The 24,639-nt window shown below is 59.5% G+C and carries 28 protein-coding genes; 8 read left to right on the forward strand and 20 right to left on the reverse strand.

Translation table 11 applies throughout. The annotated features are described in order from the left end of the window. Positions 1-39: 39 nt before the first annotated feature. On the forward strand, positions 40-954 hold the full coding sequence (locus tag ACMXYI_RS29470) for an urea transporter (RefSeq protein WP_415770573.1): 915 nt from the start codon (positions 40-42) through the stop codon (positions 952-954). An 18-nt stretch (positions 955-972) separates the two neighbouring features. Here the strand turns inward: ACMXYI_RS29470 and ACMXYI_RS29475 are convergent, their stop codons facing one another. Together ACMXYI_RS29475 and ACMXYI_RS29480 are read right to left on the reverse strand one after the other, a co-directional pair. Then, positions 973-1,788, reverse strand: a complete 816-nt coding sequence (locus ACMXYI_RS29475) for an alpha/beta hydrolase (protein WP_415770575.1) — start codon at positions 1,786-1,788, stop codon at positions 973-975. A 61-nt stretch (positions 1,789-1,849) separates the two neighbouring features. After that, positions 1,850-4,423: an autotransporter domain-containing protein gene (locus tag ACMXYI_RS29480; RefSeq protein WP_415770577.1), complete on the reverse strand. Its 2,574-nt coding sequence runs from the start codon at positions 4,421-4,423 to the stop codon at positions 1,850-1,852. Positions 4,424-4,641: 218 nt separating this feature from the next. On the opposite strand from ACMXYI_RS29480, the gene ACMXYI_RS29485 reads away from it, so the two are divergent. Both ACMXYI_RS29485 and ACMXYI_RS29490 read left to right on the forward strand, forming a co-directional pair. Continuing rightward, on the forward strand, positions 4,642-5,466 hold the full coding sequence (locus ACMXYI_RS29485) for an ion transporter (RefSeq protein WP_415770579.1): 825 nt from the start codon (positions 4,642-4,644) through the stop codon (positions 5,464-5,466). Between the two features lie 102 nt (positions 5,467-5,568). Beyond that, on the forward strand, positions 5,569-6,567 hold the full coding sequence (locus ACMXYI_RS29490) for a sulfate ABC transporter substrate-binding protein (protein WP_033056035.1): 999 nt from the start codon (positions 5,569-5,571) through the stop codon (positions 6,565-6,567). Positions 6,568-6,761: 194 nt separating this feature from the next. Here ACMXYI_RS29490 and ACMXYI_RS29495 read toward each other — a convergent pair whose 3' ends face one another. Continuing rightward, positions 6,762-7,391, reverse strand: coding sequence for a hypothetical protein (locus ACMXYI_RS29495; protein ID WP_415770581.1), 630 nt, complete (start codon positions 7,389-7,391; stop codon positions 6,762-6,764). A gap of 235 nt (positions 7,392-7,626) precedes the next feature. Between ACMXYI_RS29495 and ACMXYI_RS29500 the strand changes: the two genes are divergently transcribed. Beyond that, positions 7,627-8,829 carry an MFS transporter gene (locus ACMXYI_RS29500; protein WP_415770583.1) on the forward strand — a complete coding sequence of 401 codons (1,203 nt, stop codon included), beginning with the start codon at positions 7,627-7,629 and terminating at the stop codon, positions 8,827-8,829. 61 nt (positions 8,830-8,890) lie between these two features. On the opposite strand, the gene ACMXYI_RS29505 is transcribed toward ACMXYI_RS29500, so the two are convergent. Together ACMXYI_RS29505 and ACMXYI_RS29510 are read right to left on the reverse strand one after the other, a co-directional pair. After that, on the reverse strand, positions 8,891-9,295 hold the full coding sequence (locus ACMXYI_RS29505) for a type II toxin-antitoxin system HicB family antitoxin (protein ID WP_056742059.1): 405 nt from the start codon (positions 9,293-9,295) through the stop codon (positions 8,891-8,893). Then, positions 9,295-9,507, reverse strand: a complete 213-nt coding sequence (locus ACMXYI_RS29510) for a type II toxin-antitoxin system HicA family toxin (RefSeq protein WP_415770585.1) — start codon at positions 9,505-9,507, stop codon at positions 9,295-9,297. Before ACMXYI_RS29510 ends, ACMXYI_RS29505 begins: the two co-directional genes overlap by 1 nt. A 280-nt stretch (positions 9,508-9,787) precedes the next feature. On the opposite strand from ACMXYI_RS29510, the gene ACMXYI_RS29515 reads away from it, so the two are divergent. Continuing rightward, complete coding sequence (locus ACMXYI_RS29515) at positions 9,788-10,507, forward strand: SDR family oxidoreductase (RefSeq protein ID WP_415770587.1); 720 nt, start codon at positions 9,788-9,790, stop codon at positions 10,505-10,507. A gap of 30 nt (positions 10,508-10,537) precedes the next feature. Beyond that, on the forward strand, positions 10,538-11,425 hold the full coding sequence (locus ACMXYI_RS29520) for a LysR family transcriptional regulator (RefSeq protein WP_415770589.1): 888 nt from the start codon (positions 10,538-10,540) through the stop codon (positions 11,423-11,425). A gap of 47 nt (positions 11,426-11,472) precedes the next feature. Here ACMXYI_RS29520 and ACMXYI_RS29525 read toward each other — a convergent pair whose 3' ends face one another. The 10 genes from ACMXYI_RS29525 to ccmA form a co-directional block, all read right to left on the reverse strand. After that, positions 11,473-11,877, reverse strand: a complete 405-nt coding sequence (locus ACMXYI_RS29525; protein ID WP_129442235.1) for a hypothetical protein — start codon at positions 11,875-11,877, stop codon at positions 11,473-11,475. A gap of 14 nt (positions 11,878-11,891) precedes the next feature. Continuing rightward, complete coding sequence (ccmI, locus tag ACMXYI_RS29530) at positions 11,892-13,094, reverse strand: c-type cytochrome biogenesis protein CcmI (RefSeq protein ID WP_415770591.1); 1,203 nt, start codon at positions 13,092-13,094, stop codon at positions 11,892-11,894. Beyond that, positions 13,087-13,560: a cytochrome c-type biogenesis protein gene (locus tag ACMXYI_RS29535; RefSeq protein ID WP_415770593.1), complete on the reverse strand. Its 474-nt coding sequence runs from the start codon at positions 13,558-13,560 to the stop codon at positions 13,087-13,089. Before ACMXYI_RS29535 ends, ccmI begins: the two co-directional genes overlap by 8 nt. Further along, complete coding sequence (locus tag ACMXYI_RS29540; RefSeq protein ID WP_008145551.1) at positions 13,557-14,093, reverse strand: DsbE family thiol:disulfide interchange protein; 537 nt, start codon at positions 14,091-14,093, stop codon at positions 13,557-13,559. The genes ACMXYI_RS29535 and ACMXYI_RS29540 overlap by 4 nt, the downstream gene beginning before the upstream one ends. Further along, positions 14,090-16,078 (reverse strand): heme lyase CcmF/NrfE family subunit, encoded by a 1,989-nt coding sequence (locus ACMXYI_RS29545; RefSeq protein WP_415770595.1) that lies wholly within the window; start codon positions 16,076-16,078, stop codon positions 14,090-14,092. Before ACMXYI_RS29545 ends, ACMXYI_RS29540 begins: the two co-directional genes overlap by 4 nt. Before the next feature lie 3 nt (positions 16,079-16,081). Then, the gene (gene ccmE / locus ACMXYI_RS29550; protein ID WP_283183583.1) at positions 16,082-16,537 is read right to left on the reverse strand and encodes a cytochrome c maturation protein CcmE; all 456 of its coding nucleotides are present in this window, start codon (positions 16,535-16,537) and stop codon (positions 16,082-16,084) included. Further along, positions 16,534-16,710 (reverse strand): heme exporter protein CcmD, encoded by a 177-nt coding sequence (gene ccmD, locus ACMXYI_RS29555; protein WP_008145547.1) that lies wholly within the window; start codon positions 16,708-16,710, stop codon positions 16,534-16,536. The genes ccmE and ccmD overlap by 4 nt, the downstream gene beginning before the upstream one ends. Continuing rightward, complete coding sequence (locus ACMXYI_RS29560; RefSeq protein ID WP_111451896.1) at positions 16,707-17,462, reverse strand: heme ABC transporter permease; 756 nt, start codon at positions 17,460-17,462, stop codon at positions 16,707-16,709. Before ACMXYI_RS29560 ends, ccmD begins: the two co-directional genes overlap by 4 nt. 75 nt (positions 17,463-17,537) lie before the next feature. Further along, positions 17,538-18,206, reverse strand: a complete 669-nt coding sequence (gene ccmB / locus ACMXYI_RS29565; protein WP_008155797.1) for a heme exporter protein CcmB — start codon at positions 18,204-18,206, stop codon at positions 17,538-17,540. Then, positions 18,203-18,838, reverse strand: a complete 636-nt coding sequence (gene ccmA, locus ACMXYI_RS29570) for a cytochrome c biogenesis heme-transporting ATPase CcmA (RefSeq protein WP_007894233.1) — start codon at positions 18,836-18,838, stop codon at positions 18,203-18,205. Before ccmA ends, ccmB begins: the two co-directional genes overlap by 4 nt. Before the next feature lie 197 nt (positions 18,839-19,035). Between ccmA and ACMXYI_RS29575 the strand changes: the two genes are divergently transcribed. Beyond that, positions 19,036-20,601: a flagellar hook-length control protein FliK gene (locus tag ACMXYI_RS29575; RefSeq protein ID WP_415770596.1), complete on the forward strand. Its 1,566-nt coding sequence runs from the start codon at positions 19,036-19,038 to the stop codon at positions 20,599-20,601. Beyond that, positions 20,598-20,927, forward strand: coding sequence for an EscU/YscU/HrcU family type III secretion system export apparatus switch protein (locus ACMXYI_RS29580; protein ID WP_415770597.1), 330 nt, complete (start codon positions 20,598-20,600; stop codon positions 20,925-20,927). Before ACMXYI_RS29575 ends, ACMXYI_RS29580 begins: the two co-directional genes overlap by 4 nt. A 133-nt stretch (positions 20,928-21,060) precedes the next feature. Here the strand turns inward: ACMXYI_RS29580 and ACMXYI_RS29585 are convergent, their stop codons facing one another. The 5 genes from ACMXYI_RS29585 to motD form a co-directional block, all read right to left on the reverse strand. Continuing rightward, entirely contained in the window at positions 21,061-21,453 is a 393-nt protein-coding gene (locus ACMXYI_RS29585; RefSeq protein WP_415770598.1) for a DUF2802 domain-containing protein, read from the reverse strand. Next, entirely contained in the window at positions 21,454-21,939 is a 486-nt protein-coding gene (locus ACMXYI_RS29590; protein ID WP_008155806.1) for a chemotaxis protein CheW, read from the reverse strand. Positions 21,940-22,027: 88 nt separating this feature from the next. After that, a complete protein-coding gene (locus tag ACMXYI_RS29595; protein ID WP_415770599.1) occupies positions 22,028-22,912 on the reverse strand; it encodes a CheW domain-containing protein in 885 nt (294 codons plus the stop codon). A 1-nt stretch (position 22,913) separates the two neighbouring features. Further along, positions 22,914-23,702: a ParA family protein gene (locus ACMXYI_RS29600; RefSeq protein ID WP_415770601.1), complete on the reverse strand. Its 789-nt coding sequence runs from the start codon at positions 23,700-23,702 to the stop codon at positions 22,914-22,916. 43 nt (positions 23,703-23,745) lie between these two features. Next, positions 23,746-24,636: a flagellar motor protein MotD gene (gene motD / locus ACMXYI_RS29605; protein WP_008155811.1), complete on the reverse strand. Its 891-nt coding sequence runs from the start codon at positions 24,634-24,636 to the stop codon at positions 23,746-23,748. Positions 24,637-24,639: the final 3 nt, after the last annotated feature.

Below are 24,639 nucleotides of genomic sequence, written 5' to 3' on the forward strand. Positions count from 1 at the left end.
GCAGAGCGTGGGAACGATCTGTACTGAACGACCCTTACCATGCCTGCCAACCACTTCAACACCCACTGCCCCGACTGGGCGACAGCCCTGCTCAACGGCTTCAGCCAGATCTTTCTCCAGCGTCATCCGCTGTGCGGTCTGCTGTGCCTGCTGGCCATTCTTTTCACCGCGCCCGCCTTGCTCGGCGGTGCACTGCTGGGCGGTGTCGCCGGGCTGCTCACCGCGCAACGACGCGGTTATGCCAAGGCCGATCGTCAGGCCGGGCTGTTCAGTTACAACGGTGTCTTGCTCGGTTTGCTGCTGAGCCTCTACTTCCCGTGGTCAGCGATGTTGCCGCCGCTGATCATTGCCGCGGGCGGCCTGAGCGCGATGTTCACTCAACAGTGGCTCAAACGCGTCCGGGTCAGCCAATACCTGCCTGCCTATACGGCGCCCTTCGTGGGGCTGGGCTGGTTGCTGCTGTGCTTCGCCACGCCCTCGACAAATGCACACTTGATCGAAATCAATACGCTGAACATGCTCGCCGCACCATTAAAAGGCCTCGGCCAGGTGATGTTCCTCGGTCATCCGCTGGCCGGTGCGATGATTGCCGTGGGTTTGCTGATCGCTGATCGCCGCGCATTCTGCTGGGCGTTGTTGGCGTCTGTCGCGGGCATGGGTTGGAGCCTGCTGCATCACGACTTCTATACCGCGTTGATCGGCCTCGGTGGCTATAACGCCGTGCTCGCCGCCCTCGCCTTCAGCTCGCAGCGCCAGAAGCCTTGGCTGCCGCTGGTCGGTATTGCATCAGCGCTGTTGCTGACGCCGGTGTTTGCCGCCATCGGTCTGCCAACGCTGACCGCGCCGTTCATCCTCGCCTGTTGGCTGATCCGTGCCGGCAATCGGGTGCTGCGCCAGGCCGCTGTCGACAGTGCGCCTCGCGCTATTGAGCGCCAAACCAAGGGTGGCGCCTGAAAGGCGCTGAATCTGCATTCAGCGCAATGGGTCCGTCTCGCAAGCCAATGGCAGATCCGACCGCGAGCCCCAGCTTTCGTCGTATCCCTGATCGTGGGTGGCGAGGGTTTCGACAACTTCCAGGCATTTGCCCTGAAGCTGCGTGGTGTAGACCTGGAGCATTTGAGGCGGCACGACCTTGTCATTCGAACCGATGAAATGACGTTGCGGGAGCGCACGCAACTTGTCGCGAAACTGCAGAGGTGTCACCGGTTTCGAGAATGGCGCGAGCTGCATCAGCTTCGCCCACTCTACAGGGTCGAGATTCCCGGCAATCGTTTGCACCTGAGTGACGTCGTTACGAGAACCCGCAAGGATCAAGGCAATCGCGGCACCGCCCGAGTATCCGACCAGTTCGAACTGCTCCACTGCAAAGCGACTTTTCAGACGATCGAGGGCCGCGCTCATGGTCTCTATGACCGATGAATTGAAACGACCGGAAGTCCACACATCAGTGTTGCAACCCGGTGATGTCACGAACTGACAAGGGCGCGCCAGATAGGCACTGGGCCCCCGATCTCCAGCGGCCAATCTCGCCATCAAGGACACGCGAGGGGTCGGATCGATACTCGGTTGAGATCGTGTTGCCCACGCCCGACCATCGCCTTCAATGTAAACACGCAGATGCTTGTAGCCCCCTGGTGGCGGAAGCAAGGCCATGAGTGTGTAAGGTGAACTATCGAGCGTGCCAGGCGTAAGCGAAGAGCCTTGGCTTACCGCCTGCAAATCGACTTTACCCGCGCACCCGCTGAGCCCGAGGAGCGCGAAGCCGATGGCGGCCAGTGCTTTAAACATGGTTTTAATCTGTTGATCAGACGCAACGGTCCGCCAGCGCGAACCGTTGCAATCCAGTCGATCAAAAAGCGTAGCGCGCTTCAAGGGTAAAGGTGTCGGCGTTAAAACCGGTCTTCGCTTGATAGCTGTAATTCGTCCCCAAGGTTAGAGCATCAATTTGATACTTCACCCCTACGCGACCTTCATAACTATCACGCACCGGACTGGCTCCCGCGACAATGAAAGGCGAGCCCCCCAAGGTGAAACTGGAGGTCTGATTGATCTGGTCACCGATGAAGTCATGGTAAGCCATCACGCTCGCTTCAGGTGTAAGGGTGCCATTGAGCAATGGCACGTCAGCGGCCATTCGCAACCCGGCACCCAGCTCGCCAATTTCGAAGCGCTGGGCATTGGAGTGCAGGGCGGCCGAAGAGCCATGCTCATTAAAACTGTCCAGCTGAATATTGGTGTAACGTGCGGCGACACGCGGCTCGATAATCAATTGGTCGGTGAGTTTGAAGGTATAACCGCTCAAGGCGCTCAGGCCCCACGCGTCACTGTTGTAGCTGGCTTTGGCCACGCTGTCGGCAATATAACGTTTGCTGTCATTGTCATTGCGCCCGTAACTGAGGCTGCCATCGACAAACCAGTTGCGCAGATCCCAGCTACCGTACAGCGTCAATGCGCTGCCCTGCACATCGGTTTTATTTCCGGTATCGGAAGTGACGTTAGTGTTCAGATACGAATAGGCCAGACCTACGGTGGAGTTGGCATTCAGCTTGCCATCCGCCCCGACAGCAACACCGCTGCTGTTGGCCGAATAACCGGCGACCGCATCACGACTGTCCTGATCCTGGTTGCTGCTCAGCCCCTGAATCCATACGCCGGTATCTGCCAGCGAATCCCCTGATGAGAGCCCCGAGCGCAGACCGGACACGCGGTTGCTGATCGCGCCATTCATCATCGCCTGACCCGACACTGCCGCATTGACCGCCCCACCGCTGACTTCCGGAGCCAGTTGCTCACCGAGCTTGGCCAGTTCCTCTTGGGAGGACGCGTTGGCAAAGGCTTTGAAGACCGCATCATCACTGTTCAATTGTCCCAGCGGGCCATTCTTGAAGCGATTGAGGATCTCACGGGTGCTGCTGGAGGTGCCGATGCTCCCCTGCTCTTCATCCACCTGATTGTCACTTTTCAGTGTGACCAGCGCGTTGACAGTCTGGGCATCGGTTGTATAGCTGGCGACGTTCAACAACGAGGACGAACTGGTAACGCTCAACCCATTGTTCTGCAGGCTGCCGGCCTTGACCAGTGTGTATTGAGTGCCGGCAGCGGTCGGCGTGAAATCACCTGGTTTGGCATTCAATGTCACTTTGGAGGACTGGGCGAAGGTGGCCTTGCCGTCCACCGTCAAATAAGGCGTACCGGGCGTGACGCGATCCGAAAGCAACATATCGATGCCACTGTTGGCACCGACGTTCAGGTCACCGGTAATTTCGGCCCCCTGGTTCTGAAGGTTCAGAGATCCCGAAACGATGGAAACCGTGCTGTCGATTTTGCTACCGGTGTAATTGGCCTGACCAGCGACATTCACCCCATTGAGGTTGAGCAGATCGCCCTTGATCGCACCGCCGGTCCAGTTCAGTTGCGCCAACCCTGCGCCATCGATGGCCGCCGCATGATTGCTGCGAATTTCGCCACCTTGCTGGTTGATCTCGAACGCCGATGTCTGGTGCGCATCGACCCGGATCGCAACACCGTCCGCAGTGATATTGCCGGAGTTGATAATGCCCCGAGCGCCAGACACAGCATTCTGCGTGAAAGTGGCACCCCCGAGCTTGATGCCAACGGCGTCTTCACCCGATGCCTCAATAGTCCCGGTGTTGAGCAAATAATCGACTGAACCCTCCAAAAACCCGATAGCCTCGGAGTTCTTGCCAACGCTCATGATCGAGCCGCTGTTCTCGATCCTCAACGCGCTGGTTTGGGTCTCGACGTGAAAAGCGGAGGCGTTCGGACCCGTGGCACGAATCGTTCCTGAGTTGAGAAGCCTGCCGGCGATGCTCACGGGAAGTCCGGAATGGGAATCCAGAATCAGCCCCACGGCATAATCACCCTGCACATCGACGACACCACTGTTGATCAGATCACCGCCAATAGTGGTCCCATGGAGGTAGATACCCTCAGGCGAGCCATAGATATTGGCTCCCGATGCCTGGGTGATGGAGACAGTCCCGGCGTTGATGACATTGCCGGTGATAGTCGCATTGGCGATCTCGATTCCCTCAGCGCTATTCACGTTGGAAAGAGAAAGCTTGCCGGCATTGATGAAGTCACCCTGAATGTTGCTGCCGCTGGAGTTGCGGAAACCGACATCCAGTCCGATCCCGGTCACCGTCGCGCCTTGAGCGTCGAAAGTGAAGTCGCCCCGGTTGATGAGTGAGCCCGCGACAGTGTTCTGGAAGAACGTGACACCCGTTTTGTCTGTGTTGCTCTGGCGGGTTCGTTGCCCGGTCAGGGTCAAGGTTTCACTAAGGGTTTGACCCGTCCAGTCCTTGAAACCCTGGCTCAGGTCGTACTCGCTGGCAAATACCTGAGCGGTCGAAGTGCTGACAACCATTGCCAGTAGGCTTTTCTTGAAAAACTGACTATCCATATCGCTTCCGTGTGGTTTTGAAACCCATCGCCTGAAATCTGGGCAGCACATCGAGACAAAGGTTCTTGTTCTGTGGGAAGTCGATATATCGACGAGATAATCAATTTCTTAAGCCATGAACGACTAGAACCGGCTGAACACGGCGTACCTGGCATCCAGCTTGCGCAATCCTCGCCAATCACCCAGGCTTCTCTCATTTTCGGCTTGGGCAAGACCTTATGGACAGCAGCAAAAACTGGCGTGAAGAGCTTTACGTCATGGTTTTCCAGAGCGACACAGTGGCCGGTCGGCGCTTCGACGGCATCCTGCTGTTGATCATCCTCGCCAGCATTGTGATCGTGATGCTCGACAGCATCGACTCCATTCACCAGAACTACGCCAACGTGCTGGCGTACATCGAGTGGGGCTTCACGGTCATCTTCGCCATCGAATACGGCCTGCGGCTGTACTGCTCGCCCAAACCGTTGCGCTATGCGTTCAGCTTTTATGGGCTGGTGGATTTGCTGGCAATCGTGCCCGGCATTCTTGCGCTGTATTACGCCGATGCGCAGTACCTGCTGATTATCCGGATCATCCGGATGCTGCGGATTTTCCGTGTGCTCAAGCTCAGCCCGTACCTCAAGCAAGCCAACTATCTGATGTCCGCATTGCGCGGCAGCAAGCAGAAGATCGTGGTGTTTCTGGTCAGCGTCTGCACCCTGGTGACGGTGTTCGGTACGCTGATGTACGTGATCGAAGGCCCGGAGCACGGCTTCACCAGCATTCCCAAAGGCATCTATTGGGCTATCGTCACGCTGACCACCGTGGGCTTCGGCGACATCGTGCCGAAGACACCGCTGGGTCAGGTGATTTCGTCGCTGGTGATGATCACCGGTTACTCGATCATCGCCGTGCCGACCGGGATTTTTACCGCCGAACTGGCCAACGCGATGCGCGGCGAACAACTGCAACATGACTGCCCCGTGTGCAAGAAGAACAGCCATGAACACGGGTCGGCGTTTTGCTCGCGCTGTGGCAATGCATTGTTTAAGAAACTGGAATAAGCAAAGTGCTTTTTAATCTTTAAAGGACTATGCGAGCCCCGTTATAGTCGCTGGCAAATTGCCTCACTTTTAAATAAAAACTTTACGAACAAGGACTGCGCAGTGAAAAAACTCTTTGGCGCCTCACTTCTGGCCGCTGGCCTGGCACTGACCAGCATGGCTCAGGCCGCACCGACCCTGCTTAACGTTTCCTACGACGTGATGCGCGATTTCTACAAGGACTACAACACTGCCTTCCAGAAACACTGGCAAGCCGAGCACAACGAAAACATCACCCTGCAGATGTCCTTCGGCGGCTCCAGCAAACAAGCGCGTTCGGTGATCGATGGCCTGCCGGCTGACGTCATCACCATGAACATGGCTACCGACATCAACGCCCTGGCGGACAACGGCAAACTGGTCCCGGATAACTGGGTCACCCGTCTGCCGAACAACAGCGCACCGTTTACCTCGGCCACCGTGTTCATCGTCCGCAAAGGCAACCCGAAAGCACTGAAAGACTGGCCCGACCTGCTCAAGGACGGCGTGCAGGTGATTGTGCCAAACCCGAAAACGTCGGGTAACGGCCGCTACACCTACCTCTCGGCCTGGGGTTATGTGCTGAAAAACGGTGGTGACGAAAGCAAAGCCAAAGACTTCGTCGGCAAGCTGTTCAAACAAGCGCCGGTCCTCGACACCGGTGGCCGCGCCGCCACTACGACCTTCATGACCAACCAGATTGGTGATGTGCTGGTGACCTTCGAAAACGAAGCGGAAATGATTGCCCGTGAGTTTGGTCGTGACCAATTTGAAGTGATTTACCCAAGCGTCTCCGCCGAAGCCGAGCCGCCAGTGTCGGTGGTCGACAAAACCGTCGACAAGAAAGGCACTCGCGCTGCTGCCGAGGAATACCTGAAGTACCTGTGGTCGCCGGAAGGTCAGGAGATTGCTGCGGCGAACTACCTGCGTCCGCGTGATCCGGCGGTGCTGGCCAAGTACACCGATCGTTTCCCGAAAGTGGATTTCCTGTCGGTAGAGAAGACCTTTGGTGACTGGCGGACTGTGCAGAAGACCCACTTCAATGATGGCGGGATTTTTGATCAGATCTACAGCGGTCAGTAATTCCTGAGCCCGATGAAAAAGGCGACCTGAGAAGGTCGCCTTTTTTGTGGCCGCTGACTGATCGTTCCCACGCTCTGCGTGGGAATGCAGCCCGGGACGCTCCGCGTCCCAACAGCGGACGCAGAGCGTCCAATGAGGCATTCCCACGCAGAGCATGGGAACGATCAGTGGTGAGTTCATTCCTCGATGCACCGTTACATCGGCGGTGTAACACCATCCTTGCCGGCTGAGATGGATTGGGCGGTCAGCGTCCCGTCGGCACTTTGGGTCACAAACGTCACGATCTTCACCCCCACCTTCAGCAAGCTGCGATCACCCGGCACCAGGTTCACGATCGGCACATCCTCTGGCACCAGAATCTTCTGCTGACCGCCCTTGTAGTTGACGGTCAAAACCCGGCCATTGCTGACGACCAGATCACCGACGCTGCCATTGGTCATGCTACTGCCCTTCGCCAGATCAAACGGCCGATGCCCGTCGCCGCTGCCGGCCAGTTCCGGAGGGAAGACATGGACTTCCAGCGCCTTGAGGGTGCCGTCCTCTTGCGGAATGGCAGCCGAGCCGATATAGCTGCCGGGTTTGATGTCTTCGATATTGGCCAGGGTGACGGCGCGGACCTTGGTGTCCTTGGTCAGGTTGATCACCACGTTTTCACCACTGTTGACGTGGACTTTCAGCACGTCGGGGCTGACCCCGGTGATCTCGCCGCGAACGCCGACGCGCATGCCTGGCGCGTCAGCAGCCTGGGCAGGACCTGCCGTGAACAAGCCGATCAAGGAAACAACTGAAGCGCCGCGAATCAGGTGACGAAACATCGCATTCATGGAAGTGCCTTCCGGTTATGAAACGTGAGGAGAGAACATAAGCACGCTATCGAAAAGGATGTAAGTGAATGTATCATCGGACCTCGATATTTTGACGCAAGGCTCCTCGATGGACATCACACACGTCCGTCACTCATTCCGCAACGGAATGATTGCTATCACTTCAAACCCTCTTCTGCCCATTCCGATAGCCCTTTAGCCTGCGCGCATTCCCTTTTGTTCAGCGAGACCCGTTATGAACCCAGCGAACCCAGTGCCCCACGGCACTGCAACAATGACCCGAGGCATGGTGCTGCTGTTTGCCTTCTGCTGCGGCGCCATCGTTGCCAACATTTACTACGCCCAACCGATCATCGGTCTGATCGCGCCGGACATCGGCCTGACCAGCACCATGGCCAGCCTGATCGTTTCACTGACCCAGATCGGTTACGCGTTGGGTCTGTTCTTCCTGGTGCCGCTGGGCGATCTGCTGGAAAACCGCCGCTTGATGATCATCACCACGGTGGTGGCGATTGCCAGCCTGCTGGGCGCGGCGTTCACCGATCAGCCAAACGTATTTTTGCTGATCTCGCTGCTGGTGGGGTTCAGTTCGGTGTCGGTGCAGATCCTGATTCCACTGGCCGCGCATCTGGCGCCGGAAGAGTCTCGCGGGCGCGTGGTCGGCGGGATCATGGGCGGTTTGTTGCTGGGGATTCTGTTGGCGCGGCCGGTGTCCAGCGTGGCTGACCATTTCGGTTGGCGTGCGATGTTTGTGATTGCGGCGGTGTTGATGGCGGCGATCAGCATCGTACTGGCGCTGACGATTCCCAAGCGTCAGCCTGATCACAGCGCTTCTTATGGTCAGTTGTTGGGCTCTCTGTGGACCCTGTTGCGTCAACAACCGGTGTTGCGTCAGCGCGCGTTTTATCAGGGGTGCATGTTCGCCACCTTCAGCCTGTTCTGGACCGCCGTGCCGCTGGAACTGGCTCGCAATCATGGTTTGTCGCAAACCCAGATTGCGGTCTTCGCCCTGGTCGGGGCCATCGGCGCCATCGCCGCCCCCATTGCCGGTCGACTGGCTGATGCCGGCCACACTCGCATTGCATCACTGCTGGCCCTGCTGTTCGCCAGCCTGAGCTTCCTGCCCGCCTTCATCCACCCGGCCTACAGCGTCATCGGCCTCGCGGTCACCGGCGTGGTGCTCGACTTCTGCGTGCAGATGAACATGGTCCTCGGCCAACGCGCGGTCTACGCCCTCGACGCCAAAAGCCGCAGCCGGCTGAATGCGTTGTACATGACCAGCATCTTCATCGGTGGCGCGTTTGGTTCTTCGGTGGCCAGTGCGGTGTATGAGCACGGTGGCTGGTTGTGGATCGTGATTGTGGGTAGCGCGTTTCCGCTGTTGGCGTTGTTGCGGTTTTTGGGTGTTTCGCAGAAGCGTTCGTTGGCGACGGCATAGTCCACCAATAGCTTCGCGGGCAAGGGGTAGGCGCCCGCGAAGGCGATGGTCTCGATCTCACTCAGTGCCGAACCAACTTCTCCATCGCCGCATCCGCCAGAAAGGAAGAGCGGCTTTTGACATTGTGCTCACGCACATAACGATCGATACGCTGGATCACGTAGCCGGGCAGCGTCACGTTGACCTTCTCGGTTTTACCCATGTACGGCGCGATGTCCAGCTCCAGCATTCCCCAGCCCATGTCGGCAAAGTCCGGATTCCCACGGTGAGCGGCAGCAGATGTAGGCATGGGAATTGACTCCCCGTCAGCCGCAATCTCCTGAAGCATGATGTGGGCAATCTCGACCGCTGCGTTATAGGCGTCTTCAAACGTATCCCCGGCCGTTACGGCGCCCGGAATATCGGGAATCTGAATACCGATGGCGGTGTTCTCGTCGCCCCACTCGATACAGATTGGATATTGCATTATGGATCTCCTGCGTAACTGGCTCCCGGGCAATACAGCCCGGCTCGCCTCCTGATGCTTTTGACCGTCCCGATCGGTAAATCCTTTTTCGGATGAGGGACGGGTATCGTGTACGGGTTGTATCGGTGTTTGAAGATGTGATAGCTGCCGGTAATCCGATCCAGTATCCAGCCAGCCTCCTCCAATTCCTTGATCAGTAGCCTGCTCTGCACCAATAGCCTCCTTGCTCAGGCTCAAACAAAAGTAACCCTAGAGTTATCTTTACTCAAGCACAAAAATCCAGATCGCGACGCTCGGTTGTTTTGCAGAGTGTGATCGAGAGACGCGTCATCCCACCCAGGAATGGATCTTTTCAAGTCGCCTGATCCGTTACGCCGAGGTCAACCCGGATTACACTCAGCGTCCTGAGCCTGACGCGATGATGGATGCGATTCGCGGCTGAACCGATCAAATGCCGCCTGACCCGCGGCATGTTCTTTCAAGGAGTGTGCAATGACCCGACGTACCTTTCTCATCACCGGCGCCAGCAAAGGCATTGGCCGCGCGGTAGCGGAGCACCTGGACCGCGCGGGTCATCGGGTGGTCGGTATTGCCCGATCGCCCGATCTAAGCTTTCCCGGCATCCTGTTTCCGCTGGATCTGAGCGACAGAGCACTGACTCAGGAAGTGCTGGCGGATCTGGCCAGGACCTATGAGTTCGACGGGCTGGTGAATAACGTCGGTCTGGTGCGCCCGCAGGTGCTGGGGGAAATCGACCTCGATACTTTCGACGACGTGATGCGAATCAACCTGCATTCGGCGTTGCAGGCTACTCAGGCACTGCTGCCGAACATGCGCGCCAAGGCCTGGGGTCGGGTGGTGAACATTTCCAGCCTGACGGTGCTGGGTATCACGCAGCGCACCGCCTACGCGGCGGCCAAAGCGGCGCTGATCAGCTTCACGCGATCCTGGGCGCTGGAACTGGCGCACACCGGCGTGACGGTGAACGCCGTGGCCCCGGGCCCGACCGAAACCGAACTGTTTCGCGCCAACAATCCGCCGGGCAGCGAAGGTGAGGCGCGGTATCTGGCCGGCGTGCCGATGGGGCGGCTGGGGCAGCCGCAGGAGGTCGCTGCGGCGATTGCGTTTTTGTTGTCCGAGCACAGCGGGTTTATCACCGGGCAAACCTTGTTTGTCGACGGTGGGTCTTCGATAGGTAAAGCGGCTTTCTGAGCTGAACATTGATCAAAACAAGGACCCTCGATGGACCGCCTCGCCGCAATGGAAACCTTCGTCTACGTGGTAGAAACCGGCTCCTTTTCCGCCGCCGCCCGGCGCTTGAATATCGGCCAGCCCGCCGTCTCGAAAGCCATCGCGCATTTGGAGGCGCGCCTCGCGGTCAGGTTGCTGTTGCGCTCGACCCGAGGCCTGACACCTACCGAAGCCGGCCTGGCCTTTTTTGAACGCTCCAAGCGCGCCATCGAAGAAGCCGATGAGGCTGACAATGCCGCTCGCGGTGCCGCCAGCGGTCTGGCCGGCAACCTGCGCATCTGCGCCGCCGTGACCTTTGGCCGGCTGCACATCGTTCCGCACCTGGGGCCATTTCTCGATCAGAACCCGGACCTGAACATCGATTTGATGCTGGACGATCGCAACGTCAATCTGGTGGAAGAAGGCGTCGACATCGCCCTGCGCATGGGCGCCCTGAGCGACTCCGGCCTCACCGCCCGCAAGATCGCCGAGTGTCGGCGCGTGGTGTTGGGCACGCCCGCTTATTTCGAAAAACATGGCGACCCCACCTGCCCTGCCGATCTGAGTAAACACCAAGCAGTCGTCTACACCTTGGGTGGCGGTGCCAATTGGCAGTTCCGCAACGGGACAGATGATCAGTCAGTCATCATCAGCGGGCGAATCCGCGTCAACGCCGCCGAAGGTCTGCGTGCAGCAGTGCTAGGCCATCAAGGGCTGACCATGGCGTCCGAATGGATGTTTGCACCGGAACTGGCCAACGGCGCGGTCAGGGAAGTGATGAAGGATTGGACGTTGCCGAATCAGGACCTTTGGGCAGTGTTTCCCACGGGCAGAATGGCCAGTGCGAAGGCCCGGGCGTTTGTGGAGTATGTGCAGGGGTTGCTGAAAAAGGAGGTCTGAGAAACGCTCAGAAAGCAAAACGGCGATCCAAGGATCGCCGTTTCTGTTTACTGCCCGAATTGCCGTCCCAACCCGCCCGGAACGCCATGGATGTCGGTCTCTTCCCATGGACCGTTCGGGCTGATCGACCGGCTCCAGCCGTTGTCCCAGCGATAGTACGTACGCTGGCGGTAGAAGGTGTTGGTCTGATCATCGAGTACGTACACGCCTAGCTTGGCGTCCCAATGGCTGTTGCCGCCCGGCGGCGGTGCGAAGCTCGCGGAGGTGCGTGGCAGCGGTTTGGCGGGCTTGGCCGGAATGCTCGGCTTGCCCGGTGTCGGTGTCGGGGACGGCGTCGGACGCGGCTGCGACGGCGGGATTGGTGGCAGCCGTTCAGGCTGCTGCGGTTGGACCACGCAAGCGCTTAACCCCAAAACCATACTGAGCAGGGTGATACGAGCGATGGCGGTCATAGTGGCGTTTCCTGTCATTTGTCCGGGCTGTCGATGGTCAGTGTTTGCTGCGCAGTGGTGCTGCTGGCCAGAGGCTGGCTGCGACCGATCCATTCACCGGCAGTGGGTTGGCCGGCGCGGGAGATGCGCGCAACCAGTTGGACTTCAGGGAAGTTCGACAGTTTCAACTGCGGCATCATTGCGTCGGCATCGCCCAGCTCGACGGTCGCCGGCAAGTCGGCCACAGTCAGGCGCTTGGCGGCCAATGGCGCAGGAGGCCCTGCGGTGGCGCGAGCGAAGATGAATACGCTGTCGCCCGGCTGAACCTTGGCTTTCAGCTCTGGTGCCAGATCCACGCGCACCTTGAGCAGTGCCGCCACCTTGGCAGCGGGCGCCTGGGCCACCTTGCCACCGCTGGCTTCGAGTTTCTCGGTGGCCCGAGTGATGCCGCCTTGCAGCGCGGCGCGGGAACTGTCCTCCGGTGGCAGTTGCACCAGCAGGCGATTCCAGTAGTCGATGGCGTCCTGATAACGCTGGCTTTCAAAGGCAGCAATACCGAGCAAGCCAAGACTGGTGACTTCTTTCGGATCGGCTTTGAGTGCTTCGTCAGTCAGGGCCTGAACCTTGTCCGACCACTTCTTGCCGTCGGCGAAGTACTGGGCCTGCGCCCACTGACCCAACAGCTCCGGCTGACGACCGGCCAGGGTCACCGTGCGTTCGAAGATCTTCGCCGCATCGCCAGGACGGTCCTGAGCCATGTACGTGCGACCGAGGAAATACAGGCCTTCAGCCGAATCCGGTTGAGCCTCGACCGCGCGTTCCAGGCGGCGGGTCATCTCTTCCATCGACTGCGGCGCCTGGGAGAATTCGCGGGTCAGTTCAACCTTGTCGCTCGCCCCGAAATGCAGATACAAGCCAAGACCCAGCACCGGCACCAGAATCGCCGCCAGCAAGGGCCACGGTTTGCCCAGGCGGGACACGCGTGGCGCCTCGACGCCTTCAGTGTCGGCGAGCAATTCACGGGCGGCTTCGGCGCGACCGGTGTCCATTTGCGCGGTGTCTAGAACACCCTCTTCCTGCTGAGTCTGCAACTCAGCCACGCGCTCCTGATACAGCGCGACGTTCAGGGCCGTACGATCCTCTTCAAGCTGGGCGCGACGGCCACGCAGAACGGGAATCAGCAGAAAACTCAGGGCAACCAGAAGTAGCAGACCTGCAGCGAGCCAGAAATCAATCATTCTTGGTTTTATCCAACAGGTGGTCGAGGCGCTCACGCTCCTCGGCAGAGAGCTCATCCTTGGTGTCAGCGCGTTGCACGCGACGACGGCGGACGATCACGGCGATGATCACAAAACCGCCCAGCAGCAGGCCGGCAGGGCCGAACCAGAGCACAGCAGTCTTGGCGTTCAGAGCAGGTTTGTAGCGGACGAAATCACCGTAGCGGTCGACCATGAAGTCGATGATCTGCTGATTGTCCTTGCCCTCGTTGAGCATGCGGAAAATCTCTTTGCGCAGGTCAGCGGCGATCGGTGCGTTGGAATCGGCAATGTCCTGATTCTGACACTTGGGGCATCGCAGTTCTTTGGTCAGCTCGCGAAAACGCTCGCGATCACCTTCTTTGGCGAACTCGTAGGTGTCGATGGCCGCGTGCGCCACGCCGGCCATGCTCAAACCCAATACTGCGGCGGCTATCCAGCGCTTCATGGCTTGGCCTCATCAACCAGCGCCTGATACTTGGCCGCCAGTTTTTCGCGCCAGACCTGTTCATCGATCACGCCAACGAACTTGTCGCGGATGATGCCCTTGGCGTCGATGAAGAAGGTTTCCGGAGCGCCATACACGCCGAGGTTCAGACCCAATGTGCCTGCGTCGTCACGTATGTCCAGCTGGTACGGGTTGTGGAATTCCACCAGCCACTTCAAGGCGTCAGCGTTGACGTCCTTGTAGTTGATGCCGTAGATCACCACGCCCTTCTCGGCCAGTTTATTCAGCACCGGGTGCTCGACCCGGCAAGAAATGCACCAGGTGCCCCAGACGTTAACCAGCGCTGGTTTACCCAGAATGTCCGCCTTGGTCAGGGTTTTGTCGCCCTGCACGGCCGGCAGGGAAAACTCCGGGAACGGCTTGTTGATCATCGCCGAAGGCAACTCGGCCGGGTTCAGGAACAGACCGCGATAAAGGAAAACAGCCACCACCAGAAAAATCACCAGGGGCAACAGCATCAACCAACGTCTCATGCCGTGGCTCCCGTCATACCCAGTGCTTCACGCACACGGCTGTTCACCTTGACCCGGTAACGGCGATCCAATGCCGCCAGCAACCCGCCCAAACCGGTGAGCAGACCACCGAACCAGATCCAGCGCACGAACGGTTTGACGTGGACGCGAACGGCCCAGGCGCCATCGCCCAACGGTTCGCCGAGTGCGACGTAGAGGTCGCGGGTGAAACCGGCGTCGATCCCGGCTTCGGTCATCACCGAGTTCTGCACGGTGTAGAGGCGTTTTTCCGGGTGCAGCACGCTGACTTCCTTGCCGTTGCGGATCACCCGAACGGTGCCCTTGTCGGAGGTGAAGTTCGGGCCTTCGAAGTGCTTGGCGCCTTCGAACACGAAGTGATAACCGCCCAGGTCCATGGACTCGCCCGGCGCCAGACGCAGGTCGCGCTCGGCACTGTTCTGGCTCGACAGCACGACGCCGAGGGCGCACACGGCGATGCCGAGGTGAGCGACCTGCATGCCCCAATAACTGCGGGTCAGGGTCGGCAAGCCTTTGATCAGGCCTTTGTGGCGAGTCTTGTCGAAGATGTCACGCACGCCAGCCAACAGCACCCAGGCCGCGAGCATGAACGTGGCGATCACCGCCCAATTGAAATCGCCATAAGCGACGCCGGCAACGACGGCCAGCGCGGCGCTGCCGAGCAACACCGGGGTCAGCATGCTCAACAGCCATTTGACCGGGGTGTCTTTCCAGCGCACCAACATGCCGACCGCCATCACCATCATCAGCAAGGCCATCAGCGGAATGAACAGTGCGTTGAAGTACGGCGGGCCGACCGACAGCTTGGCGCCGGTCATTGCATCGAGAATCAGCGGATACAAGGTGCCGAGCAGGATCATCGAAGCGGCGACGACCAGCACCAGGTTGTTACCCAGCAGCAGGGTTTCCCGGGACCAGAGGTTGAAGCCGACGTGGCTTTTCACCACGGGAGCGCGCAGGGCAAACAGCGTCAGCGAACCACCGACCACGAACAGCAGGAAGATCAGGATGAACACGCCGCGTTCAGGGTCGGACGCAAAGGCGTGAACCGAGGTCAACACGCCGGAACGCACGAGGAAGGTCCCCAGCAAGCTCAGCGAGAACGCGGCGATGGCCAGCAACACGGTCCAGCTCTTGAACACGCCACGTTTTTCCGTGACCGCCAAGGAGTGAATCAGCGCCGTACCCACCAGCCATGGCATGAAGGAGGCGTTTTCCACCGGGTCCCAGAACCACCAGCCGCCCCAGCCGAGTTCGTAGTACGCCCACCACGAACCGAGGGTGATACCGATACCGAGGAAAGCCCAGGCGACGATGGTCCACGGACGGGACCAGCGAGCCCACGCCGCATCAAGACGACCGCCCAGCAATGCAGCGATGGCAAAAGCGAACGCCACGGAGAAACCGACATAGCCCATGTACAGCATCGGCGGGTGAACGATCAGGCCGATGTCTTGCAGCAGTGGGTTGAGATCACGACCGTCCGCAGGAATTTGCGGCAGGATGCGTGCAAACGGGTTGGACGTGAGGATCAGGAACAGCAGGAAACCGGTGCTGATCATGCCCATCACCGCCAGCACGCGAGCCAGCATCACTTGCGGCAACTGCCGGGAGAACACCGACACCGCGAAGGTCCAGCCGCCGAGAATCAGAGCCCAGAGCAGCAACGACCCTTCGTGAGCGCCCCACACCGCACTGAACTTGTAGTACCACGGCAACGCGCTGTTGGAGTTGCTGGCCACATAGGCGACGGAGAAATCGTCGGCCATGAAGGCGTAAGTCAGGCAACCGAAGGAGAACAGCAGAAACGCGAATTGCCCCCAGGCGGCCGGCTGAGCGAGGCTCATCCACAAACGGTCACCGCGCCAGGCACCGAACAACGGCACCACGGCCTGAACCAGCGCGAAACACAGCGCCAGAATCATGGCCAGGTGGCCGAGTTCAGGAATATAGAGTCCAGACGTCATCGATCAACCCTCCTTCGCGGGCGTTGGAGCAGATTGACCACTGTCTTTCAAAGCCTTGGTCACTTCTGGCGGCATGTACTTTTCGTCGTGCTTGGCCAGCACTTCATCGGCCACCACCACGCCATCGGCGTTGAGCTTGCCCAGGGCAACAATGCCCTGCCCTTCGCGGAACAGGTCCGGAAGGATGCCGCGGTAACTGATGGTCACGGATTTACTGAAGTCGGTGACGATGAATTTCACGTCCAGCGAATCGCCGGAACGTTGCAGCGAACCTTTCTCGACCATGCCGCCAGCGCGGATGCGCGTGTCTTGCGGGGCTTCGCCGTTGGCGATCTGGGTCGGGGTGTAAAACAGATTGATGTTCTGCTGCAGGGCGCTCAGGGCCAGGCCGACGGCGGCGCCGACACCGACCAGAATCGCGAGAATGATGATAAGACGCTTTTTGCGCAGCGGATTCACTTGCCGTTCTCCCGGCGCAAACGACGCGCCTCTTGTTGCAGATACCGCTTGCGGGCCAGGATCGGCGCCGCCACGTTGAGGGCCAGCACCGCCAGGCAGATGCCATAGGCTGACCAGACATACAGGGCATGATGGCCCATGGCGAGGAAGTCGCCGAATGAAGCAAAACTCATCGAGCGGCCTCCAGACTGTTCTGCACTTCGGCCTTGACCCAACTGGCGCGGGCTTCGCGCTTGAGCACTTCAAGACGCATGCGCAGCAGCAACACCGCGCCGAAGAAACAGTAGAAACCCAGTACCGTCAGCAGCAATGGCAGCCACATCTCGGCGGGCATCGCCGGTTTTTCGGTGAGGGTGAACGTCGCGCCTTGGTGCAGGGTGTTCCACCACTCCACCGAGTATTTGATGATCGGGATGTTAATCACGCCGACAATCGCCAAGACCGCGCAGGCCTTGGCGGCACTGTCACGATTGCTGATCGCGTTGCCCAGCGCAATAAGACCGAAGTACAGAAACAGCAGAATAAGCATGGACGTAAGTCGTGCATCCCAGACCCACCACGAGCCCCAGGTCGGTTTGCCCCAGATCGCACCGGTGACCAGCGCTACGGCGGTCATCCAGGCGCCGATGGGCGCCGCGCATTGCAGGGCGACGTCGGCCAGCTTCATCTTCCACACCAGCCCGACGATGCCGCACACCGCCAGCATCACGTAGATGGACTGGGCCAGCATGGCGGCTGGAACGTGGATATAAATGATGCGAAAGCTGTTGCCTTGCTGGTAGTCCGGCGGCGCGAAGGCCAGGCCCCACACTACACCAACGCTGATCAGCAACAACGCCGCGACGCTCAGCCACGGCAGCAGTTTGCCACTGATGCCGTAAAACCATTTGGGCGAGCCGAGCTTATGAAACCAAGTCCAGTTCATTACTGTTTCCATCACGGTTGCTCTTCGCTATGAAGAGCCAAGGGTCTTTACTGATCAAAAAATGACCAGACCTCATTATTCGCCGACGCTGATCTTCAGGCCAGCAGCTATTGCAAAAGGTGTAAGGGTTATCGCCAGGGCGGTCAGGCTACCAAGCCACAGGAGATAACCGGTCGCCGGCATGCCCTGCAAGGCTGCCTGCAAGGCGCCACTGCCGAGAATCAACACCGGGATGTACAGCGGCAGAATCAGCAGCGCCAGCAACAGGCCACCACGCTTCAATCCCACCGTCAGGGCTGCGCCCACCGCACCGAGCAGGCTCAGCACCGGTGTACCCAGCAACAAAGAAAGCAGCAACACCGGCAGACAGGCGGTTGGCAAACCGAGCATCAATGCCAGCAATGGAGCGAGCAAAACCAGTGCCAGGCCGGAGAAGGACCAGTGTGCCAGTACCTTGGCCAAAACCAGAAGAGGCAGGGGGTGCGACGAAAGGACCCACTGTTCGAGCGATCCGTCTTCGAAATCACTGCGGAAAAGCCCGTCCAACGAGAGCAAAACCGATAAAAGGGCCGCTACCCACACCAGTCCCGGAGACAAGGTTTGCAACAATTGAGACTCGGGGCCGACCGCCAACGGGAACAGGGAAACGACGATCGCGAAGAATACGAGCGGATTGGCCAACTCCGCCGGACGGCGGAACAACAATCGGGCCTCGCGGGCGACCAACAGGCCGAAAACACTCATACGGCCCAATTCCCCAGATCAATGTCGCGATAGCCGGCCGGCATCCGGGTCAGCGTGTGGTGAGTGGTCAAGACCACCATGCCACCGCGCTCGCAGTGTGCGGCCAAATGTTCTTCGAGTTGCGCCACGCCTTGTTTGTCGAGCGCGGTGAATGGCTCATCGAGGATCCATAGCGGCGGGCTTTCCAGGTACAACCGCGCCAACGCGACCCGGCGTTGCTGCCCGGCAGACAGCGTGTGGCAAGGAACATCCTCGAAACCGCGCAGTCCGACGGCCGTCAGCGCTTGCCAGATCGCCTCATGGGAGGCCGGTTGATGCAAGGCGCAAAGCCAGCTCAGATTCTCTTCCGGCGTCAGCAAATCCTTGATCCCGGCGGCATGGCCGATCCACAGCAGGTTACGCGCCAGCTCAAAGCGTTGCTCGTTCAGTGGTTGGCCGTTGAGTAGCACTTGACCGGCAGTCGGCTGCATCAGACCGCAAAGCAGACGTAAAAGGCTGGTTTTGCCACTGCCGTTGGGGCCGCTGATTTGCAACATTTCGCCACTGGCCAGTCTCAATTCGAGATTTTCGAAGAGCAGCCGAAGGTCTCGCTCACAGGCGAGGGCAACGGTTTGCAGGACAGGACTGGTCAAGAGATCACGGGCCTTTTGGGTTCAAGTCGGCAGTGGAGCGGCCGTTAAAGATATGCAGGATAAATGCATTGGCGGCCCGTTCTAAGGAGCTGGATCAAGTATTTGAAATGTTTTCAGCGCCCCGGATACAACGGGGCGGCATTATACATGCCATGCCCTACTCTAAAGAGGGCAATTTCCTCAGGTTGTGACCGCGTATGACAGGCGAAATGAACATCCTCCCGCTACCGCAGACCACGCCCGCGACTTCGCGGCCGCTGGTGGTGAGTGGCGACCTGCTGAAGTTACTGACGCCGATGGAGGGCCTGATCACTCCGGGCCAGACCGCCAAAGCCGAAGTGCTGTCGCTCAAGCAGGCGGATCAGACCTTTCAACTGTTGCTCAAGGTCACCCTCGACAGCGGCCGTCAGACCACGGTCCAGGCCACCAGCACCCAACCGCTGCCTCAGGGCACCAGCCTGGCGATCACCCAGCCATCGGCGGGTAACCTGGCCGTCACCGTGCAACAGGCCATCGCCTCCAGCGTCGCCACTCTCACTCGTATCGATACCGCGCAACTGCCGGTCGGCACGCTGCTGCAAGGCAAAGTGCTGACCTCTCAGGTGTTGCCGCAGGTGCCGGGCCAGCCGACGGTGTTTCGCTCGATGGTGAGCTTGCTCAACACCGCGTTGAGCGGCAGCACCCTGAGCATCGACAGCCCAACCCCGCTGCGCATCGGCACCTTGCTGAGCGCGCTGGTGCAGGACACCCAGACGCTGAAGTTCGTGCCATTGAGCAGCCGTCAGGAGCAATTGGCGGTGACCCAACAACTGGTCAGTCAACAGAGCCGCCAGGGTTCGCTGGATGGCCTGCTCAAGCTCCTGCAAAACCTGCCGTCTTCGAATCAGACGTCCAGTGATCTGCGTGCCGCCGTCGACAAGTTGCTCGCAGGCCTGCCCGATGTTCAACAACTCAGCACGCCAAAGGGGCTGGCCCAGGCACTGGCCAATAGCGGGCTGTTCCTTGAAGCCAAACTGCTCAGCGGTCAGAACCCGACACTGGCCCCGGACATGAAAGGCGATCTGCTCAAGCTGATCGCACAACTGACCCCGGCCAACACCAATTTAAACGCGATCATTGCCGCCAACACTTTGGCCCAGGCCATGCCGAACTTCGTGCGCAGCGCCCTCGGCATGCTCGGTCAGGTCAGCGCCAAACCGCAACCAACCAGCTTCCCGTTGCCCGAACGCCTGCTACAAAGCACGGACGGCGAAGGCGATCTCGAGCACTTGCTGCGTTTGGCAGCAGCGGCGGTTTCGCGCCTGCAAAGCCATCAACTGTCGAGCCTGGAACAGACCGGCGTCACTGACGACGGACGGTTGATGAGCACCTGGCAACTGGAAATCCCGATGCGCAATCTTCAGGACATCGTGCCGTTGCAGGTCAAATTCCAGCGCGAAGAAGCGCCCGAGAAAGAACAGCAAAACGAACGCCGCGACGAGCGCGAACCCAAACAACAATTGTGGCGAGTGGACCTGGCGTTCGACATGGAGCCTTTGGGCCCGCTGCAGATTCAGGCACAACTGATCAAAGGCAGCCTGTCCAGCCAGCTGTGGGCCGAACGCCCGTACACCGCCAGCCTGATCGACAGTAATCTGGCCGAACTGCGCCAGCGTCTGCTGGCGTCCGGCCTGAATGTCGGCGATCTCGATTGCCACCTCGGCACACCGCCACAAGGCCCTCAAACCCGCCTCGAACAACGCTGGGTCGACGAAACCGCATGAAAAACCCCAACACCCCGCGCCAGGCCATCGCCCTCAAGTACGACGGCAGCCACGCCCCTACCCTCACGGCCAAAGGTGACGAAGCACTGGCCGAAGCCATTCTGAAGATTGCCCGCGATTATGAAGTGCCCATCTACGAAAACGCCGAGCTGGTGAAACTGCTGGCGCGGATGGAACTGGGGGAGAGTATTCCGGAGGAGTTGTATCGCACGATTGCCGAGATTATTGCGTTTGCGTGGAATCTGAAGGGCAAGTTTCCGCAGGGACAGGATCCCAATGCGCCGATGGTCGAAAAGGACATTACCGAGCGCGGGGATGATTATTGAGGTTTCGAGGACGCCTTCGCGAGCAAGCCCGCTCCCACATTGGATAAGCGGTGGACACAAAATGTGTGAACACCGCCAATCCAATGTGGGAGCGGGCTTGCTCGCGAAAGCGGTCTCGGCTGAAACGCAAAAATCAGTTCTTGTGCAGCTTACGCATCAACTCCGCTTCAGCCTGGGTCAAACCGCAAGACTGAGTCAGCTCATCAACGGTAGCCCCCATCCCGACCAATCGCGCCGCCTGGGCAAACGACAGGCTCGACGGGTCGCGTTGTTCCAGCTGAGCCAGTTTGTCCGGCAACGGGCCGACCACCGCGCGCAGTTCGTGCAGGTCTTCACCCATGCGCACGTTGCCGCTCTGGTAGTCCTCGACACGCCGGGCCAGGTCCTTGATGCGCTGATCGCGCAGCGCATCGCCCTGGGCCTGTTGCGCGGCGATCAGTCGTTGGCCTCGTATGTACGCCAGAAACATCGCCAGCGTGCCTGCCCAAAAGAGGAACAGGACAATGACCGCTACCTCAAGAATCAATCAGATGTTCTCCAGATCCGACCATTCTTCTTCGCTCATCATCTTGTCCAGCTCGACCAGGATCAGCAGTTCGTTGTTCTTGTTGCACACGCCTTGAATGAACTTGGCGGATTCTTCGTTACCGACGTTCGGCGCGGTCTCGATTTCCGACTGACGCAGGTAAACCACTTCGGCCACGCTGTCGACCATGATTCCGACCACTTGCTTGTCGGCTTCAATGATGACGATACGGGTGTTATCGCTGATCTCAGCATTCATCAGGCCGAAGCGCTGACGGGTGTCGATCACGGTGACCACGTTACCGCGCAGGTTGATGATGCCCAGCACGTAGCTCGGGGCACCCGGGACCGGGGCGATCTCGGTGTAACGCAGGACTTCCTGAACGCGCATCACGTTGATGCCGTAGGTTTCATTGTCCAGTTTGAAGGTCACCCATTGCAGGATCGGATCTTCAGAACCTTTTGCATTCGTCGCTTGATTACTCATACCCTGACCCCTCGAAAAACCGCTTCTGGCGGTGTGTGTTCTGTTGGCGGCATTCAACAATGCCGTCGCATACTTGTTATGTCGGCAGCTATGTCGGTTTGTGTAGCGGCTTGCTGCTGCCCATGTGCTTTGCCCCGCCGCTGGCGATCAACTCGGCCAGGGCGGAAACGTCCAGCAGCGCACACATGTGCTCAATCACCGTGCCGGCGAGCCATGGCCGCTGACCTCGATGACTTCTCCATTTGATTTCGTTCGGGTCCAGGCGCAACGAACGGCTGACCTGATGCACCGCCAGTCCCCACTCGTAGCCCTGAACCGAAATAACGTATTGCAGGCCCTGACGGAAATCGTCGCGGTAACGGTCGGGCATGACCCAACGCGCGGTGTCCAATACTTTCAGGTTGCCGGCCTGGCTCGGCAGGATCCCGAGGAACCATTCCGGCTGACCGAACAGCGGTGTCAGCTCGTGACCGGCCAAAGAATAAATAGAACCCAGACACACCAGCGGCACCGCCAGGGTCAGCCCGGCGACATCGAACAACAGGCATTCGAATGGCTCGGCGGCCCAGGACGGGCGACCATCGGTTTCCACTGGCGGTGGCGTGTTGCTCGGTGGCAGGTGGACTTCGACCACCGCTGGCACCAAGGCTTGCAGCAACGGTGCGATGGTCGATACCGGCGCGAGAACCGGCGCTGGCGCTTCGATCACAGCTACCGGTGCTTTCGCCACGGGCGCTGCTACCGGCGCGGCAACCACGGCGGGTTTCTGCGCATCGCGAGCCTGCTCTTCGAGTACCGCTGCCTGGAACTCGTCCAGCGCAGCTTCAACTTCGACAGCTTCAACAACCTCAACGATTTCAACCAGCGCTTCGGTTTGCGACGGCAACTCTTCGGTCGCCTCCATCAGCAAACTGTCCAGATAAGACTGGAGAGCCAGTTGCGGGCGTGAGGTGATTTTTACCGGGCGGTTCATCTCACGCCACCTGCGGAACAAGTTGTGCGGCCAGCAAATGCTTGAGCAACGCGCGATAAGCCAGCACCCCACGGCTCTTGCCGTCGAACTGCGAAGGCGTCACGCCAGCACGACTGGCATCACGCAAGCGAGTATCGACCGGGATGTAGCCCTGCCAGATGTCTTCCGGGTATTTGTCGCGCAACACCCGCAGCGTGCCGAGGGACGCCTGCGTGCGGCGGTCGAACAAGGTCGGCACGATGCTGAACGGCAGCGCCTGTTTACGCGAACGATTGATCATCGCCAGGGTGTTGACCATGCGTTCCAGGCCTTTGACTGCCAAATGTTCGGTCTGCACCGGGATCACCAATTGCTGGCTCGCCGCCAAGGCATTGACCATTAGCACGCCGAGCAACGGCGGGCTGTCGATCACGGCGTAATCGAAGTCCTGCCAAAGTTGCGCCAGGCTCTTGGCAATCACCAGGCCCAGGCCACTCTGCCCCGGCGACTGACGCTCGAGGGTCGCGAGCGCGGTGCTCGACGGCAACAGGGAAATACTCTCGTGGCTGGTCGGCAACAACAACTGACCGGGCAGGCCTTGCGGCACACTGCCCTTGTGCAGGAACAGGTCGTAGCTGCTGTGTTCCAAGCTGTCGGGGTCGTAACCGAAGTAGCTGGTCATGGAGCCGTGGGGGTCGAGATCGACCACAACCACGCGCTTGCCTGCCTCGGCCAGTAAACCGGCTAAAGCGATAGAGGAAGTGGTTTTACCAACACCACCCTTTTGATTGGCGACTGCCCAGACTCTCATTCGGATTGTTCCTCCCGGTCGAAATGGTCGACCGAGGAAAAGCTCAACGTATTAATGCGGGTGACGGAGAATTGACGGCACTCTCTCGTCCCGGCGACTTGACCGGGGTCGGTGCAGTTTGTGTGCCAGCACGCTTCAACGCGGCATCCGGTTTAGCATTGGCGGTTCCGGTTCCCGTGAGGCTGCGGCGTACATCGAGATTTCGTGACACCACCAGCACGACGCGACGGTTACGCGCCCGGCCCTCGGCAGTCGCGTTGTTGGCCACTGGCTGGAACTCGCCATAACCCACCGACGCCAGGCGACCGGGGTTCACACCCTGCATCGCCAGCATGCGCACGATGCTCGCCGACCGGGCCGAGGACAGCTCCCAGTTGGTCGGGTATTGCGCGGTGCGGATCGGTTGATCGTCAGTGAAACCTTCGACGTGAATCGGGTTGTCGAACGGCTTCAGAATCGCGGCAACCTTGTCGATGATGTTGAACGCAATGTCGCTGGGCATGGCGTCGCCACTGCCGAACAACAGGCTGGAATTGAGTTCGATCTCGACCCACAGCTCGTTGCCACGAATGGTCATCTGGTTGGAGCTGATCAAGTCGCCGAACGCGGCGCTGATGTCGTCGGCGATGCTTTTGAGCGGATCGCTGGCACCTGCGATACCGGCGTCGACCTGCTCGGCGTCTTTGACCAGCGGCTTGGCCGGGGTCACGGTCTTCGGTCGCTCGTCGCCGATAGGGATCGGCTTGAGGGCACGATCCGAATCGGTGAACACGCCAATCAACGCTTCCGAGATGACCTTGTACTTGCCTTCGTTGATCGAAGAGATCGAGTACATCACCACGAAGAAAGCGAACAGCAATGTAATGAAGTCGGCGTACGAAACCAGCCAACGTTCATGGTTTACATGTTCTTCAGGTTGCCGGCGACGTGCCATGGT

The sequence above is a fragment of the Pseudomonas lyxosi genome, assembly GCF_047758685.1.
Classification (GTDB): Bacteria; Pseudomonadota; Gammaproteobacteria; order Pseudomonadales; family Pseudomonadaceae; genus Aquipseudomonas; species Aquipseudomonas lyxosi.